General features: G+C 42.0%; 17 protein-coding genes and 1 pseudogene. All 18 read left to right on the top strand.

Annotation, left to right across the window (positions count from 1 at the left end; all coding sequences use genetic code 11):
* The first annotated feature begins 36 nt into the window (after positions 1-36).
* The 18 genes and pseudogenes from DXB15_RS07355 to DXB15_RS07270 all read left to right on the top strand — a co-directional run bounded on the left by DXB15_RS07355 (position 37) and on the right by DXB15_RS07270 (position 16740).
* Positions 37-453 carry a YjdF family protein gene (locus DXB15_RS07355; protein ID WP_118702489.1) on the top strand — a complete coding sequence of 139 codons (417 nt, stop codon included), beginning with the start codon at positions 37-39 and terminating at the stop codon, positions 451-453.
* A 55-nt stretch (positions 454-508) separates the two neighbouring features.
* Positions 509-718: pseudogene (locus DXB15_RS07350) on the top strand (DUF6440 family protein).
* 32 nt (positions 719-750) lie between these two features.
* Entirely contained in the window at positions 751-1080 is a 330-nt protein-coding gene (locus tag DXB15_RS07345; RefSeq protein WP_118702488.1) for a cupin domain-containing protein, read from the top strand.
* Positions 1081-1205: 125 nt separating this feature from the next.
* Entirely contained in the window at positions 1206-1343 is a 138-nt protein-coding gene (locus tag DXB15_RS07340; protein ID WP_243101056.1) for a helix-turn-helix domain-containing protein, read from the top strand.
* A 208-nt stretch (positions 1344-1551) separates the two neighbouring features.
* Complete coding sequence (locus DXB15_RS07335) at positions 1552-2244, top strand: response regulator transcription factor (RefSeq protein WP_118512979.1); 693 nt, start codon at positions 1552-1554, stop codon at positions 2242-2244.
* Positions 2241-3272 (top strand): sensor histidine kinase, encoded by a 1032-nt coding sequence (locus tag DXB15_RS07330; protein ID WP_118512907.1) that lies wholly within the window; start codon positions 2241-2243, stop codon positions 3270-3272. The genes DXB15_RS07335 and DXB15_RS07330 overlap by 4 nt, the downstream gene beginning before the upstream one ends.
* Before the next feature lie 177 nt (positions 3273-3449).
* Positions 3450-4115, top strand: coding sequence for an ABC transporter ATP-binding protein (locus DXB15_RS07325; RefSeq protein WP_118512906.1), 666 nt, complete (start codon positions 3450-3452; stop codon positions 4113-4115).
* Between the two features lie 14 nt (positions 4116-4129).
* Positions 4130-6544, top strand: a complete 2415-nt coding sequence (locus DXB15_RS07320; RefSeq protein WP_118702487.1) for an ABC transporter permease — start codon at positions 4130-4132, stop codon at positions 6542-6544.
* 281 nt (positions 6545-6825) lie between these two features.
* Positions 6826-7260, top strand: coding sequence for a LuxR C-terminal-related transcriptional regulator (locus tag DXB15_RS07315; RefSeq protein ID WP_022319836.1), 435 nt, complete (start codon positions 6826-6828; stop codon positions 7258-7260).
* 519 nt (positions 7261-7779) lie between these two features.
* On the top strand, positions 7780-9747 hold the full coding sequence (locus DXB15_RS07310) for an ATP-dependent DNA helicase (protein WP_118702486.1): 1968 nt from the start codon (positions 7780-7782) through the stop codon (positions 9745-9747).
* Positions 9748-9902: 155 nt separating this feature from the next.
* The gene (locus tag DXB15_RS07305; protein ID WP_118702485.1) at positions 9903-11027 is read left to right on the top strand and encodes a tyrosine-type recombinase/integrase; all 1125 of its coding nucleotides are present in this window, start codon (positions 9903-9905) and stop codon (positions 11025-11027) included.
* Between the two features lie 28 nt (positions 11028-11055).
* A complete protein-coding gene (locus DXB15_RS17870) occupies positions 11056-12573 on the top strand; it encodes a tyrosine-type recombinase/integrase (RefSeq protein ID WP_330427485.1) in 1518 nt (505 codons plus the stop codon).
* A complete protein-coding gene (locus tag DXB15_RS17865; RefSeq protein ID WP_420104714.1) occupies positions 12564-12881 on the top strand; it encodes a tyrosine-type recombinase/integrase in 318 nt (105 codons plus the stop codon). Before DXB15_RS17870 ends, DXB15_RS17865 begins: the two co-directional genes overlap by 10 nt.
* The gene (locus tag DXB15_RS07290) at positions 12856-13239 is read left to right on the top strand and encodes a DUF6262 family protein (protein WP_182466158.1); all 384 of its coding nucleotides are present in this window, start codon (positions 12856-12858) and stop codon (positions 13237-13239) included. The genes DXB15_RS17865 and DXB15_RS07290 overlap by 26 nt, the downstream gene beginning before the upstream one ends.
* 140 nt (positions 13240-13379) lie before the next feature.
* Positions 13380-14123, top strand: coding sequence for a hypothetical protein (locus DXB15_RS07285; RefSeq protein ID WP_006426953.1), 744 nt, complete (start codon positions 13380-13382; stop codon positions 14121-14123).
* Between the two features lie 56 nt (positions 14124-14179).
* Complete coding sequence (locus tag DXB15_RS07280; protein WP_147404777.1) at positions 14180-15604, top strand: hypothetical protein; 1425 nt, start codon at positions 14180-14182, stop codon at positions 15602-15604.
* Positions 15605-15663: 59 nt separating this feature from the next.
* Complete coding sequence (locus DXB15_RS07275) at positions 15664-16275, top strand: phage tail tip lysozyme (RefSeq protein WP_118702482.1); 612 nt, start codon at positions 15664-15666, stop codon at positions 16273-16275.
* Positions 16276-16446: 171 nt separating this feature from the next.
* On the top strand, positions 16447-16740 hold the full coding sequence (locus DXB15_RS07270; protein WP_118702481.1) for a type II toxin-antitoxin system RelB/DinJ family antitoxin: 294 nt from the start codon (positions 16447-16449) through the stop codon (positions 16738-16740).
* The last annotated feature ends 9 nt before the right edge of the window (positions 16741-16749 follow it).

Genomic DNA, 16749 nt, shown 5'->3' with positions numbered 1-16749 from the left:
ATTCTTTGTTCAACAATTATTTTGGGAGGGATTCTTATGGACAAAGTAAATGGAAAACTGACGGTGTATTTTGAAGAACCATTCTGGATAGGCGTATTTGAGCGTATCGAGGACGGTAAGTTGTCTGTAGCAAAAGTAACCTTTGGTGCAGAACCAAAAGATTATGAGGTGCAGGAATATATCCAAAAACATTATGCCAGTTTGAAATTCAGTCCGGCTGTTGATGCTGTTGTAAAGGATATAAAGAGAAATCCAAAAAGGATGCAGCGTGAAGCGAGAAGGCAAATGCAGGAAACCGGTATTGGAACAAAATCGCAGCAAGCATTGAAATTACAACAGAAACAGAATAAACAGGAATGTAAGATCAGAAGCAGAGAGAAAAAAGAAGCGGAAGAACTGCGAATGTTTGAAATGAAACAGCAAAAGAAAAGAGAAAAGCATAAGGGGCATTAGCCCCTTGCTGGACTCGTTCAAATCGAAAATTAACACTTAACGAGGAGAAATAAACATGGCAAAGAAAGAAGAAAGATTTGAAGTTATATTTAGAGATGGAAGTTCGCTTAAGGATGATGGGGTTCGCCAAATTCTTGTAGATAAGGAGACTGGTGTTAATTATCTTTGTTGAAAATCTGGATACGGGGCTGGTATTACACCTCTTCTGGATTCTGAAGGAAAAGTCATAGTTACAAAGTCAAATTCAAGTTTGCATAACAGTTGAGCTAAGTAGAAAATCATAAGTGGAGACATTATATGCTTATAGACTTTAATAAAACGAAGGAAATTACAGTACCGGGAATGAATAATGGAACAGGAATGATGACAGCGAAGATGTATATGGATGCGCAGGGCAAAGTTATTCCATGCGCAATTCATAAGGGTGGTTCTATTGGCGTGCATAAGCATGAAACAAGTGATGATATTAACTATGTCTTATCCGGTAATGGGAAAGCAACCTGTGACGGGGAGGAAGAAATTCTGAGTCCGGGAACTTGCCACATCTGCAAAAAGGGTTCTGAACATAGCATCGAAAATACAGGCGATGAAGATTTGGTTTTGCTTACCATTGTGGTGGAACGCTGACTCGGAAGTTGTAAATGAATAGTGCAAAAAAGTATCAACTACCAGTTGAATGGCATAAATCAACCAGCGGTTCGTTCTATACAGCTTCTTTTTTGGTATATGATGATTGCAAGGAGGTAAGATAAATGAATCAAGAAGTGATAGGAAGTTTTATTGCAAAATGTAGAAAAGAAAAAGGCTTGACACAAATGCAGTTAGCAGAAAAATTGAATATTACAAATAGAGCAGTTTCGAAGTGGGAAACTGGAGTTTCCCATAGTTAAAGATACCACACCAAATATGATGAACCCACGCTTATACACTACCAGCTATAATAAACCGCAAGGACAGCAATTTGATACTGCTGTCCTTTCTTTTATAAAATTGCAGTACACAGAAAAAAGCTGTAAAATGATAAATATATTTGTCCTTGTAACATTTCGCGGACATTTGCCTGTTATACTATCTGCAAAAAGCAAAGGAAGTGAGGATATGAAGCAGATTTTAATTGTCGAGGACGACAGTTTTTTGAATAAGATGTTAGACTATAACCTGACCGCAGACGGCTACGGCGTGACTTCTGCCCTAAATGCCAGAACCGCAGCCGACGCCATCCGCCAGCGGGAATTTGATTTAGTGCTGCTGGACATTAACCTGCCGGACGGGAATGGTTTTGAGCTGTGCAAGCTGATAAAGCCCCAGCACCCGGACACCATTGTAATTTTCCTGACCGCCAACGATCAGGAGAGCGACCAGATACGGGGCTATGAGGTGGGCGCGGTAGACTATATCACAAAGCCCTTTGTGATCGGGGCCTTGCAGCGGAAAATCAAAGCCATGTTCGCCATGCTGGAACACCACAAACCGGCCAAGGACATTTACGACGACGGGAGGCTGTTTCTGGACTTCTCGGAGCAGACGGCTTCCCTAAACGGCAAGTCCCTGACCCTATCCCCGATGGAGTACAAAATGCTGAACCTGTTCCGCAAAAATCCCCGGCAAGTGCTGACCCGTGGGCAGCTTTTGGAAAAGCTGTGGGATATAGACGAGAGGTTTGTGGACGAACATACCCTGACAACCTCCATCAGCCGGATTCGCAGCAAGATTGAAGCCGACGGAGGTGTGCCATACATCAAGACCGTTTACGGCATGGGCTATCAATGGACGGGAGGCGAGGCAAAATGAAGTTTCAGAACCTCTCGGTAAAGCGGCTATTTGGCCGGGTGGCAATAGGGCTTGTCCTCTCCATGTCCGGAATCACCATAGCCCTGTTTTTTGTGACAAAACAGACGGCGGTGCTGCTGACGGGCGGGGCGCTGCTGTTGTGCGCCCTTGTGGGGATTTTTGTACTGACGCAGGCGTTTGGAAAGCGGTTGTCGCAGTTTACCGCTGACCTGTGCCAGACCTTAGACCACATGATCGCCGGAAATGAAGCACCCCAGCGGCCAGAGGACAGCGAAACCCAGCTTGCCAGAATTGGACACCGGCTGGCAAGGCTTTACCAGATCATGCAGGAGAACCGCCGCCGGGTGGACGAGGAACGGCAGGAGTTACAGACCCTTGTATCGGATATTTCCCATCAGGTGAAAACGCCGGTAAGCAATCTGAAAATGGCGACGGACACGCTGCTGGAAAAGCCTATGACCGAGGCGGAGCGCACCGACTTTATCCGGGGAATCCGCAGCCAGACGGATAAGCTGGACTTTCTCTTTCAGGCCCTTGTGAAAACCTCCCGGCTGGAAACGGGCGTGATCCAGTTGGACAAGAAACCGGGCCGCCTCTTTGATACCGTGGCGCAGGCCATGAGTGGGATCGTGTATGCAGCGGAGAAAAAGGAAATTGCCGTGTCCGTGGACTGTCCGGAGGATTTGGCCGTTTTCCATGACAGCAAGTGGACATCCGAAGCCCTCTTTAACCTGCTGGACAATGCAGTGAAGTACACCCCGGCAGGCGGGAAAATCGCTGTGTCGGTGGTGCTGTGGGAAATGTATGTGGAGATCAAAGTGACCGACACCGGCAAGGGCATTTCCGAAAGCAATCAGGCCGCCATCTTCCGGCGCTTCTATCGTGAGGAAGAAGTACACGAACAACAGGGCGTGGGCATTGGCCTGTATCTGGCCCGCGAGATCGTAACGCGGCAGGGCGGCTATATCAAAGTGGTTTCGGAGCCGGGCAAGGGTTCGGAATTTTCCATTATGCTGCCGACAAAATAGAATGCGGCGGACGGCCATTTCCGGCTGCCCGCCGTAAATTTTTTTGAAATGTCCGAGCATTGTAACATTTCACCCCGATTTTCAATGAAATTTTTTGGCCGCTGTAACATTTCGCGGACATTTGGGTTTTACAATAGCCTTATCAACAGGCAGAAAGCCTTGAAAGGAGTTTTGAGTATGAGCGTTTTACAGACGATTGATCTGAAAAAGTATTACGGCACAGAGCCGAACATCACCCGCGCCCTTGACGGCGTGAACTTCTCCGTGGAGGACGGCGAGTTTGTGGCTGTTGTGGGAACCTCCGGCAGCGGCAAGTCTACCCTGCTTCACATGATGGGCGGGCTGGACACCCCTACTTCCGGCAATGTCATTGTCCGGGACAAAGAGCTGTCAAAAATGAACGACGAGCAGCTTACCATCTTCCGCCGCCGCAACATCGGCTTTATCTTCCAGAACTATAACCTTGTTCCCATCCTGAATGTGTATGAGAACATCGTCCTGCCGGTGGAGTTAGACGGGGACACGGTGGATCAGAAGTTTTTGGACGAGATCGTTCGCCTGCTGGGACTGGAAGATAAACTGAAAAATATGCCGAATAATCTTTCTGGCGGCCAGCAGCAGCGTGTGGCTATCGCCCGCGCCCTGATTACTAAACCGGCTATTGTGCTGGCCGACGAACCAACCGGCAACCTTGACAGCAAGACCAGCGCCGAGGTGCTGGGGCTTATCAAGCGTACCAGTGCGGAGTTCCGGCAAACCGTTGTGATGATTACCCACAATAACGACATAGCCCGTCTTGCAGATCGGATTGTCCGCATTGAGGACGGAAAGATTGTGGAGTAAGGAGGTGGCAGACTATGACATGGCCTTTTGAGAATGATACAAGTGCCATTGTAAAAAAATTGGCAGGTAGGAGTATGCAAGCGGATAAGAGAAACAAGGCATTTCTGCTTTTGACAATCGCCATCTCTGTCTGTATGGTTTTTTCGATTCTCCTAATATCAACAGGTACACAAGAGAAATTCAAGAACACACAGAGGAATAAAGCGCAGATTGGCATTTTGGGAGTTACAGACGAACAAACGGCTCAGCTGCATCAAAACGAAAATATTACATGGGTTGGCGAATATTCCGCTATAGGTGTGTTTTATGTTGAAAATAAAACAATCACTGTTGCTTATGGAAATGAAGATTATTTTTTACATCAGGAAGAAAAAACTTTTCAGGGAAGTGTGCCGCAGAAAGCGGATGAGATTATGCTCCCCCAGAACTACCTTGATTTTTTAGGAAAATCCTATCAGACTGGCGATACAATTTCTATTGACCTGACTGGAACAGGACAGAAAGCAGAATATACACTTTCAGGTGTTTTGAATAATACGAAAGAAAGCAACGGATATTTTATTTATGTTAGTAAAGAGCTTGCCCAAGATTTGGCAAAAGATTCTTTTCAGGTTACAGCATATACGCGGTTGAATACAGACGCCATAAGTTCCACGGCTATTCTTAATTTTGCCGGCAAAGCAATACAAAATACAGGCATTGTCGAGGAACAGGTAATGCTTACAGAATATTCTGCTGTTATGTCGGGTGTGATAACATCGGGTATTCCGATTCCAGTACCACTACTGGCGGCGTTGACGGCTATTTTGGCGGCAACGATTGTCTATGGTGTTTTTTACACAAAGATTGTAAAAAATGTTCAGATGTTTGGGCAACTGCGGACAGTTGGCATGACAAAAAGACAGATTAAACGGATGGCAAGTAAAGAGGGACGTTTATATGCCTTAGCTGGTATTCCTTTGGGGCTTGTCATTGGTGTACTGATTGGATTTATTGGCTGTCCTGATGGATTCCGGCTAAAAACAACAGTTATTTATACTGTACTGATTGCCGCAGTAGCCTTTGTAACAGTGAATATTGCCATTTTTAAGCCTGTCCGAGTAGCAATGAATACTTCCCCGGTAGAGGGTGCTAAATACCTTGCGTATGCTGGAAAGGCAAAAAGCAGCTCAAAACTGCATCGGAAACTTACGCCGTTTAATCTGGCGAAAATAAATATACAAAGAAACAAACAAAAAGCAGTTCTGACGCTTTTAATGCTTGGAGTAAGCGGAGCTCTTTTACTGGTTACTTCTACGGTTGCTGGTTCTATTGATCCGGCAAAACAGGCAAGTTTCAAATATTATCCTGCCGGTAACATTCTTATACAAATAAGAAATACAGTTGGCAGCTCTTTCGATAACGAAGCGGAGCCATACGGAAGCGCAAAATTGCAACTGGAAGAAAATCCACTTGAAGATCAGGCATTGATGCAGGAATTAGAAAAGGTAGATGGGATAGAAAAAATTACCGCATTTGACAGCGTTTATATGACAGCTACTTTTTCGGGCGAAAGTGGTTCTATCACGAGCATTTCAGACTTCTTTCCAACCTTAAATCGGGAACAGACAGAAGAAAAGCAGGCGGTGTTATCCTCTGGAACAGCAGATTACGACGATATGGTTGAGAAAAATGGAATATTGGTTGCAGAAGATATGGCACAAGTTGGCGATGCTTTGAAGATTGAGGGCAGAGCTTTTGATGGTAGAACCTTTGATGTGGAAGCCGTTGTTGTAGGCACATACAATAGGTCTGATTTAATGGAGGATAGCCCGGTTGTTCCCGGAAGCCCCTACTTCATTATGACTTATGACACAGCAAAGAAACTGACAGGGATAACGGAACAGACGGGGATTCTGGCGGTTAAAAATTCAGAGGGCCGTTTTGATGAAGTTTTGACCGCAGTTCAGAAGATTGCGGATAAAAATGAAAAAATAGAAGTAAATACGATTGAACAAACGATTAAAAATATTCAGCATCGATACAGTGCATCTATAAATGCTCTATATATGACTTCTGCTATTCTGTTCGTCTTTGGAAGTATCAGTCTTGTGAATATGCTTATGGTTGATTTTCAGAATAGAAAGCGTGAATTCGGTTTGCTTGAAGCTGTTGGAACAACACGGCAACAGTTGAAAGCAATGCTGGATAGGGAGATAGGAATTTACCTCGGAGGTTCGTTGGTAATAGCTCTTGTATTTGGAAGCATTTTAAGTGCAATTGTTTGTAGACGATTGGATGCGGTGAACCATTGCATTACGTTGGTATTGCCGTGGCTGTTTCTACTGGCGTTAGTCGTTGTTTTAGCAATTATATATTTGATTTTCACTGTATACGCAAAATCCGAGTTGAAGAAAACAAGCATCTTGTCTGCCATTAGGGAGGAATGATCTTTTGTATAGATATCACTTAAAAGGTAGTTAATTTCAAAATAATAGAAAAAATTATAATAAATAATGGATGACAAGAGACTTTTATTCATTATGAGAAAAAGAAGGAATCTCCTATGAACCAACAAGAAATATTCACATAAGAGAGAAAAAAGTGCTGTAATCGAAGAGGTTGCAGCATTTTTTCTTTGATATTTTTCAAACATTATAACGTACATATCCGGTCACCGCCATGCTCCGATTTGATTTCTATACCAAAAATCAGATCGGAGGAAAGATAAATGGCTTATAACAAGACAAGTGAAGAACGAAAGTGGAATTATTGGAAAGAACAGGAAGAAAAGAAATTGCGTGAACTGGGAATGGAAGAAGAGAAAATCCAAAAGCTGCGCCAGATGGACCGGGAAGATTTTCTGGAAGAGCGCAGATACCGGGAACATCTGGATGAAATGATGCAGGATATGGATTCCATAAAACAAAGGGACAGAGGACGGTTTGCACAGGATATCCGAGAACTTTTAGACAACATTGGAGATCGACGGATCTATGAATTATTAAAGGGCATAGAACATCAGACATTAGAGATACTTTTGCTTAGTACATGGGGATATTCGGGAAGAGAAATCGCTAAGATTATGGGACTTGCAGAGCAGACTGTTTACACAAAGAGAAACCGTTTGAGAAATAAATTAAAAAATTTGTTGAAAATTGAATAATTATGGCGGTTTTCATCGGCTATTTAATAGGCAGGTAAATTTTGCCGGTGTACTTTGACAACTGCATACCAGCATTACAGGTACGTTCCCGTAAGTAGAAGCGTGTCAGGAAGGCGCGAGGACAAATGAAAATGACAGGAAAGAATATAAAAAATTCTTTGCTGGTGTTTTTGTTTCGAGCGAATCCACTTTAACTGAAACAGGACCGTGGCGGTCTTTTGCGAGGATCACTTACGAGGGGATAATGATACATAGGAACTGCCAGTGAGCAGAGGATGGACTTTAGGTTGTAATCAGCAAGACCTATAGAAAATCCATGAGCGGTGCAATGCCAAGCATCCGCCTGTAATGTTCCCGTAAGGCAATTGGGGGGAGTCGAGGACAAATACAACGCCAAAAAACAAAAGTATAAGAAATCAAGGAAGAATGTGTCGTTGATATCAGATACATGCGGCTGTAGGGAGAAATCTTTTACAGCCGTATTGATGTGGTATCAGCACGCATATCAGGTAACAAATTATGTATTACACAAAAGAATATTTAAAAAGAGCACATCGTGAAATTGATACAATCTTTCGTGTGCTGTTCCCGGAACATGGAATGGCAGTAAGGGAAGAACAGATTATGTTATGCCACGAAATGCTGGATAACCTGCTGGGAAGAAACATAGCACTGTGTGACGCAGGTGTCGGTATCGGCAAGACGTATGCCTATCTGGTGGCCTGTGTTCTGATGAGAAAATATTCTCTCCTTGCAGAAGAATGTTCCCCTTATGAACAGCGTCCGGTCGTGATATCCACTTCCAGCATTGCACTCCAGAAAGCAATTCTTACAGAATATATCCCTTTTCTCTCCCGGATTCTTCAGGAGAACGGGACGATTCAGGCCCCCATTAAAGCTGTGATACGAAAAGGAAAAGAGCATTTTGTCTGCGATGAGAGGCTGGAGCAACGAATCGTTGCAATCGAAGAGAAAAACAAAAATGCGTTGCAGAAAGAAGCTCTGCTGTCGTTAAAAGAACATTATGATATGGACGAAGTGTCCAACTTAAGTGGGTTTGACAGAAGGATGGTGAGTGTACCGAAGTTTTGTTCTGGAGACTGTCCGAAAAGAGGTTCATGCAGGTATCAGCAGTATCTGGAGCGTTCCAGAGATAATGAAATGTTCATTCAGATCTGTAATCACAATTATCTGCTGGCTGATGGTTATCACAGGCTGCAGGATTACCGCCCGTTATTGAAAGATTACAGGGCATTGATTGTAGATGAAGCACATAAGCTACCGGATGCGGCAAAGCAGATGTTCGGGAAGAGCCTGTGTTATGACGATATCAGGGAAATCTGCTTTTATCTTGGAAAAGAATATCAAGGACCGGAGATAAGAAAACTGTCCGGCACGATCCGGATGGTGCTGGAGATCATAGGAGAAAATCACAGAACCAGATATGGGATAAAAGAAGAATTCCACATGACAGAAGAGTGTGCAATGTATTTATATGAGGGGATACAGACCATGAATAAGATCATAAAAAAATTAGAAAAGAAGATTCCAAAGTGGATCAGAAACAAGCTGGAAGAAACCAGAAGTGTGCTGGAATGCTTTTTCCATCAGGATAAGAAGTATGTGCTGCATCTGAAGCAGGACCATGACCACCGGATTATATTGTGTGCATCCAGCAGACGGATTCCGCAGTACCTGGACCAGATGTTATGGAGCAGAGGTATGGGAGCGATTCTTACAAGCGGAACTTTAAAAACCGGACAGGGATTTTCCCACATTCGGAAAATGACAGGATTACAGAGAGTGTGGAGAGTCCGGGAATATGTGGCAGACTCCCCGTTTGAATATCAGAAAAACTGTTTGTTATATCTGCCAAAGGATTTGAAAAAATGCAGAAGAGGAAGTCAGGAAGAGGCAGAGATGATAGCAGGCCATATCCATTCACTAATCTGTTCGACTTACGGGCATACGCTGGTGCTGTTCACATCTTATCATTTGATGGGAAACGTTTACCAGATGTTAAGGGATGAAATTCCATTCCCGATGATAGAGGTGTGGAGACATTCACCGGAAGAAATCACAAGATTTAAACAGATGGATAATGCTGTCCTTTTTGCAGCCGGCTCCTGTTGGGAAGGAGTAGACTTCCCTGGAGATATGGTATCTTCGCTGATTATAGTAAAACTGCCCTTTGCTGTTCCTGATCCCATCAGCGAAGCACAGAAGAAGGAATATGCCAGCCTGAAAGATTATATTCAGGCAGTGATTGTTCCAGACATGCAGAAAAAACTAAGACAGGGATTCGGACGGGCTCTCCGCACCGAGACAGATACTTGTGTCGTGTCTATTTTAGACGAACGTGCAGGAGAAGGTGGCAGGTATCATGAGGAAGTAATGTGTGCGCTTCCGAGCTGCAAGATGGCAAAAGATATCAAGGATGTCCAGCACTTTATCCGAAACCGGAAAGGCGTGGAATACTACCTGTAACCGTTCGTGGTTCTGCTACAGGAAAAGCAGATTTTGAACGAAAAGTTTGGTGGTATTTCAAGGGCGTTTTCGGTGGGATTGTTGGTATTGATGAATAGCTATTTCGGCATGAAGTGGGTATACTGTGTATAGCGTTAGAGGAAAGGAGACAGCTTATGATATACAAGGTGGAAACGATAAAAGATGGAACAGAAAAATATTTTTTCATCAGAAATCTGGAAACAATGAGTATTGAAGAACTGCCAAGTAAATATCTAATGCATAAGATTAAATGTAAACGTTCACCAAATACAGTGAAACGCACAGCATTTTCAATCTGCTATTATATGAAATATATGGCAGAGAAAGAAATGGAACTCACAGAAGTCTATCAGTTAGATTATGAAAAACAGACAGAACACTTTGTGGAATTTTTATACTGGCTTAAAGCCGGAAACCATACAGAGCAAACGGCTGGAGAAAAGAAGTGTCCGAATGAAGGAACCTGCAACGCATACTTAAAAGATGTGTTCAGGTTCTATTTATTTATAGAGACAGAATATGAACAGTACGGAAGTCTCAAAACCTTATCGTATAACCAGATTATAGCGGTTAATCAGGTGGGAGTAAAAAAGGTACTGCGGAATCATTCTTTTAAAGCCTATCTGAAGGAAGAGGAACATCGTGGGAGAACAGCAAAAGAAAATCAGATTATTACAATTTTACAGGCCTGTACGAACCGAAGAGATCAGCTTCTGTTGCTTATGTTAGCAGAAACCGGATACAGAATCGGGGAACTACTGGGAGTAAAATATGTCAAAGATATTGATTATAGGAATCACATGATAAGGGTATGCTTCCGGGAAGATAATGAAAATGAAGCGAGAGCCAAAAATGCGGAATACAGAAGTGCCAAGATAAGTAATGATACGTTTGAATTTCTCATGGATTATCTGGCAAAATATCGGAAAATCCTGCAACATCAGGATTACCTGTTTGTGAATATCATGGGTGAGAACATTGGAAAGCCATTAAGAGTGGACAGTGTATATGATATGTTGGACCGAATGGAAAAGAAAACCGGAGTTAAAATCACACCCCACATGTTACGTCACTATTTTGCAAATATGCGAAAGCAGGCAGGATGGGAACTGGAAATGATCAGTCAGGCATTGGGGCATAAACATTTGGATACGACTATAAAGTATCTGGACTGGCTGGATGATGAACTGATAGAAGCAAGTAATGAGTTTTATGCACAACACACTGCTATTTATGGGGCGGAACGTCTGCTGGAGTAGGGAGGTGTGAGAAATACCTATATATTTATTGCAACAGGCAGAACGCATAACAGAATCTGAAGTAGATATTGAGAAGAAAAAGCAGGAATTATATTCAGAAATTGATGCACTTGGAATAAAAAGCGATTCAAGAATTAACAAATTGAAAAAGTTCTTGGCGGATAGAAAAATCTGGCATCTGGAAGAAATGGATTATCCTTTGCGAAATTCGTATGAACAATATTTAAGAGGACAGATACGATCACAAATTGTATCTTTCTATTTGAAAATATATGATACGGTAAAACAACAACATATCTATCAACAGATGCAGACGCTAAATGGAAAGCGGATATATGAATGGAAATATCAAAATAAAATTTATTTTCTGAAGTATTATCCGGAAAAGGAAATAGCTGAGACCTTTGAAACTTCTTATAAAACAAACCTATTGGTGTGGGATTTTACACAAAATTGTTCAGAAGTTTTAAAGAAACAAATTTTTTATACGTTGAGTCGTATCATTGCAAATACTTCAATGTCTAAGGCTTATAGAAATGTCAGGTTAAAATCCTTAAAACTTCTTTATGATTCTTGTGTTCAGTTAAATATTACGGATATTGGATTGCTGGAAATGGAACAAGTGGAAACTATTTTAAAGAATTTTCCCGAAACGAGTCAACGAAGTATTTTAGGTGAATGCAGAAGAGATGCGTTTATGCAGCAGGAACAGATCCAATGGGAAGCAAATGTATGGTATCTGGAACGATTACATCTTGGAAAACATCGAATAGACGAAAGTAAATCCTTAATTAGCATTTCTTTTATGGAAGTCAAGGAAATACAGAATCGAGAAATTTTACAGGCATACATGAAATATGAACTGGGAATTACTAGACAGGCAGTCAGCACGATTGTACGAAGATTTGTATGTATTAGAAATTTTATTGAACTGCTGGAACAAGAAAAGATACTGGCGATTCATGCAACTGTCGCAGAAGTAAAAAAGTATGCAGACGGCTTGCGAGAACGGGGAATACAGGCAAAGGGATTTAATGAAAGAATTTTCGGTATCGGTCATTTTTATAAATTCATGGAAGTTAAACAGTATATTACAAGAATGCCATTCCGAATTGAATATTTCCAACAAAAAGAAGTAGTAGTACATCATGATCGTAGCGTTGAGGAAACAGTATATATGGAAATTTTGAAAAAATTATATCTTTTTCCAGAGCGATTACGATGTATGTTCCTACATCTGTGGTGTCTAGGATTACGGGCGAGTGAAGTGTGTACATTGAAAGGAAATGCTTATTATCAGCAGGGCGAGGATTATTGGATTCAGGTGTATCAGGTCAAAATGAAGAATTATAAAAGGATTCCAATCCCACAGGCACTTTATCAGATTATGAAAGTATACTTGAAAAAACATGAAATTCAGCCTGAAGAATTCATTTTTAAAAACAGCAGAGTTCTATTGAATATACACAGGAAAAGTTCGGTGATACAGAATACATATTTGTTAATGAAAAAGAACCTGATCGCCCGATGCAGTATATGGCTATAAAAACAAAAGTCATGTCCATGATACAGGAAAAGCAGTTGAAAGATGATCATGGCGAATTATTCGGGTTTGGAACGCACATGTTCCGGCACTACTATGGCGTCAAACTTACAGAAATGCATCTGGATGACTGGACGATAGCGAGACTGTTGGAGCATAAAAGACTGAATAATGTACAGCATTACCGGAAAATGAGCAATCAAAGAATGGCAGACGAAACCAGAGAAGTAAGACAGATGATGAGTGACATTATATATATGAGTCTGGCAGGATGGGGTGAAGAATATGAGCAAATACGACAAGATGATTGAGGAAAATCAGAGAAAAAGTAAAGAGAAAATTGAACTGGCACTGCAAGCAATACAAGATATGCTGGCAAATAAAGAACATATCAGCGTTCCAAAGCTGATGAAGAAAACTGGATTGTCGAGAGGATTCTTTTATAAAAATCTAACCGTCCGGGATACATTGAACCAAGCAGTAGAGCAACAGGCCGGAATGATAGATCCAAGAAGAGAAATCCTGAACATGGCGATGGAAAAGCAGATTGAACTGCTGAACCAGAAGGTGGCAGCTCTGAGCAGAGAAAATAAGGAACTGAAGAGAAAGAACGAAAAGTTACAGAAGGCATTACGGAAACAGGATTTGAATTTTATTAAGAACTTATAACATTGAAAATAATGAGATGGAAGAGATGTGTGCAGACACATCTTTTCATCGTTGAGGATAAAATATATAGAATGAGAATGGGATTGTTTTATGGTATACTAAAAGTGAAATGCTAACTTTGATATGAGGTATAAAACAATATGACAGAAATACAAATTAAAAATTTAATTAAAGAATATGAAAAAGAATATATTGAGTTTATGGAAATTGAGAAATTACCACAGTATAAGATAGATTTTTTTGAAATTAATGTTGAGGAAAGCGATGCAGCAGGATTCGCTTCAGCCGCCCAAGCTTACTATAATACGAAAACAGATGAACATATATTAAGGATATGCAAAAGTTCGGAAATACCAAGGTATATTGTGTTTCATGAATTTACGCATATTTTAGATACGGAAATGTATGCAAAGCAAGATTCTTGGAAATATATGGCTTTGTCTGGTTATACAGAATATCATGCAGCACAAGTTGAATTGATGATAATGTTAGGAGCAGATAGTATACAAACTCAAGATTTTTCATTTACAGTTGATGTTGAAATAGGTAATAGTACAGTTAGGAATTACCTAAACTCAAGACATCAATTAGTAGTGAATATGATGAATAGAACAGATTTTCCAAGAGATATTGAAGCATTAAAAACAACGGTAGGTGTGCTATATAATTATTTTGGAGTGCGTTCTATATGTAAAATGTATGCGAAAGATTATACTGAAGAAGTGGATAACACAATTATTATTCAGAAACTTTCAAAAGTATTATTTGAAGAGATAAATAGCTTTATGGTTGGATGGTTTAATGAAGCACAAGTAGAGCTGAGCTTTGTGTCATATATGAAAATAATGTGGCCTATGCTTCAAAGCTATTTTGGAAAAGAATGAAAGATAGTAACAGTAAACACAGTTTTGTATACAGTTAAACCCAGTAAAATCAACGCATGAGGGGAACTGGCTACATTTTAATACCCTTTGTGGTTGGGAGCCTGTTTGGGGTAATCTTTTCACAATTAGGATTTTCAAATTCTGCTGATTATACCAGTGAGATGTTTCAGATCGAAACGGAAAACCTGACGGCTGCCATGGATACCTATTTTTCAGATGCCGGGCATGTAGCTTCCATTTCTGCCCTGCTGGCAGATTTTGACGGGAACCGGTATGGAACGTATGATACTTCCCATATGCTGCCCTCGGCAGGCACATTAAAATCCCTCTATGATGCGGTAGATACAGATTATAATGGGGTATATGAAGCACATACGCAAGCAACCGGGGAAGGACGGGAGCCGCTGGTGGATGCAGATGGGACAAAAGTCGTATATGAAGGCTATACGCTGGTGTCCGATTATGATACCTTTTGGAGTAATGGAACCTATCAGAAGTATTTTCTACCACTGATCCAAAATTCCTGTACGACAGAGGATATTACGAAAATGGAAAATGGGGACGGGAGCGTGTTGGAAGCAGACTTACCCGTTCTGATCGAGAGCATCCCATGGGGGAGTTGGGCGAGAGGGGAAGATCTTGTGCGGGAAGAGACGACACAGGAAGTGACTACACGCGCCTATTACCGTTATTGCGGACCGGAAGGGAAAAAGTTTCAGTACCTGGATACAGGGAAACGCTATTATTTGGACGAAATGGATCAGCTTGTGGGGATCGGTGGAAAAACAAAAGAGCAGTGGGAAACTTTATTTCAAAAACATATGGAAAATGGGGATGGTATGCTTTCCGATGGGGAATGGTGGCATCTTGAAAGTGAGAGCGTAACAACAGAGAAAGCCATCCGTTACATCACTTGCCAATATACCATATCCCTGCAGGAACCGGTGGCATCCATGGTACAGACACAGTCCAGGGAGTATGCGTTTGTTACAGATGAAAATAGCTTAAACCTTGCAATCCGGTTGCTGAGATTCCTTGTGGGTGATCCGGCACCGGAGGACCAGAGTGTGTTTGGCTTTTTTAGTATCGCCAAGGACTTCCTGCTCCAGTGGAGTCCGGAAAAGATCCACAAGCAGATGACAAAAGAGGATTTACAGAGCATTAATAAGATCATTTCCTGGCGGGATGCCACCGCCAGCAGCACATCATTTTCCGTAGGCGGCGGGGAAGCAATTCTTGGGGATTACACCCTTGGAGCAACTGCGGCGCAGTGTGCACTGTCAAATCACAGTACAGATATATACAGTCAGGAGCGCCGGCTTTTGGCCGGTTTTTCCGACTGTTCTTCCCTGGTGACAAAAAGCTATCAGGAGGCGGGATATGCTACCCTTTATGGCATGACAGCGGCAGACCTGGGGCAATATTGTGACACGAGCGGTACGGCACTGTCCGGGCCTGGAGATCTCGTCCGGGAGACCTGATCTTTTATCAGTATGCCACGTCTGGGAACGGGAGATATAAAAACATTGACCATGTGGCGATGTATGCAGGTGACATTGATGGGGATGGTCAGGCAGAGATCATCCAGGCATCGTATAGCCGGGGACGGGTGTGCATTGATAAGTTCCAGACCAATAACCGCATCGTTGGGTATGGACGTCCGTATGTGGCGGCTCTGGCAGGCAGTGTCGGGGATGAAAATGCACTGTATGAATATCTGACCAAAACATGTGGGTTCAGTAAGGCAGGAGCCTGCGGTGTGCTGGCAAATATCTATGTGGAGAGTACCTATGATCCGACCAATGTAACGGGAAGATATTATGGCATCTGCCAGTGGGGAGATGACCGTTTACGGAATATGAAAAATTACTGTATCCAAAACGGATATTCCCCGGATTCTTTCCAGGGACAGGTCAGCTTCATGGTATATGAGCTTGCCGATTACCCGGAACTGGTAACTTTCCTAAAAACAGCAACAGATCCACAACTGGCAGCACAGGAATTTTGTGCCGGCTATGAGCGGGCTGTGGATTCCAGTGGGGCAGGGGCAAAGTATACGGGAAATCTTTACCCGGCACGCCGGAAGAATTCGTACCAAGCCTTGAAGAAACGAATGAACGAAGCAGAACGGCTGTTCCAAAGTAAAGGATAAGCAAAAAGCCCGGTCGTGGAAACTGACCGGGCTTATATTGCACATGAAGATTTGAACCTATTGTGTTATTTTTGCAACTATTTGTGTTCTGATTGTTGGTATTTTGGCTTTTTCTGTGTATAATAAATATAACAAATCAATCGATTATATTTATGAAAGAAGGTATGTTTTATGGCTCAGGCTACATTTAGTGTCCGCATGGATGAATCACTAAAAAATCAGTTTGATAATTTATGTAAAGAGTTTGGCATGAATGCTTCGACTGCATTTAATATTTTTGCACGTGCGGTTGTCAGAGAACGTAAAATCCCATTTGAAATCTCGGCACAGTCAAGCATTTCTTTAGAGGATGGACGCGCTGCCTTTAATGCCTTGCGTCGTTCTGCTGAACAAAATAACCTGCAGGAGTTATCTTTAGATGATATAAATGCAGAAATACAACTTGCCCGTAATAGTAAAGCATAAGGAGATGCT

Origin of the sequence: Roseburia sp. OM02-15, assembly GCF_003481835.1 — a bacterium.
GTDB lineage: Bacteria > Bacillota > Clostridia > Lachnospirales > Lachnospiraceae > Eubacterium_I > Eubacterium_I ramulus_A.
Note: the sequence above shows the minus strand (reverse complement) of the source record. Positions and strands in the feature narration are given on the sequence as shown.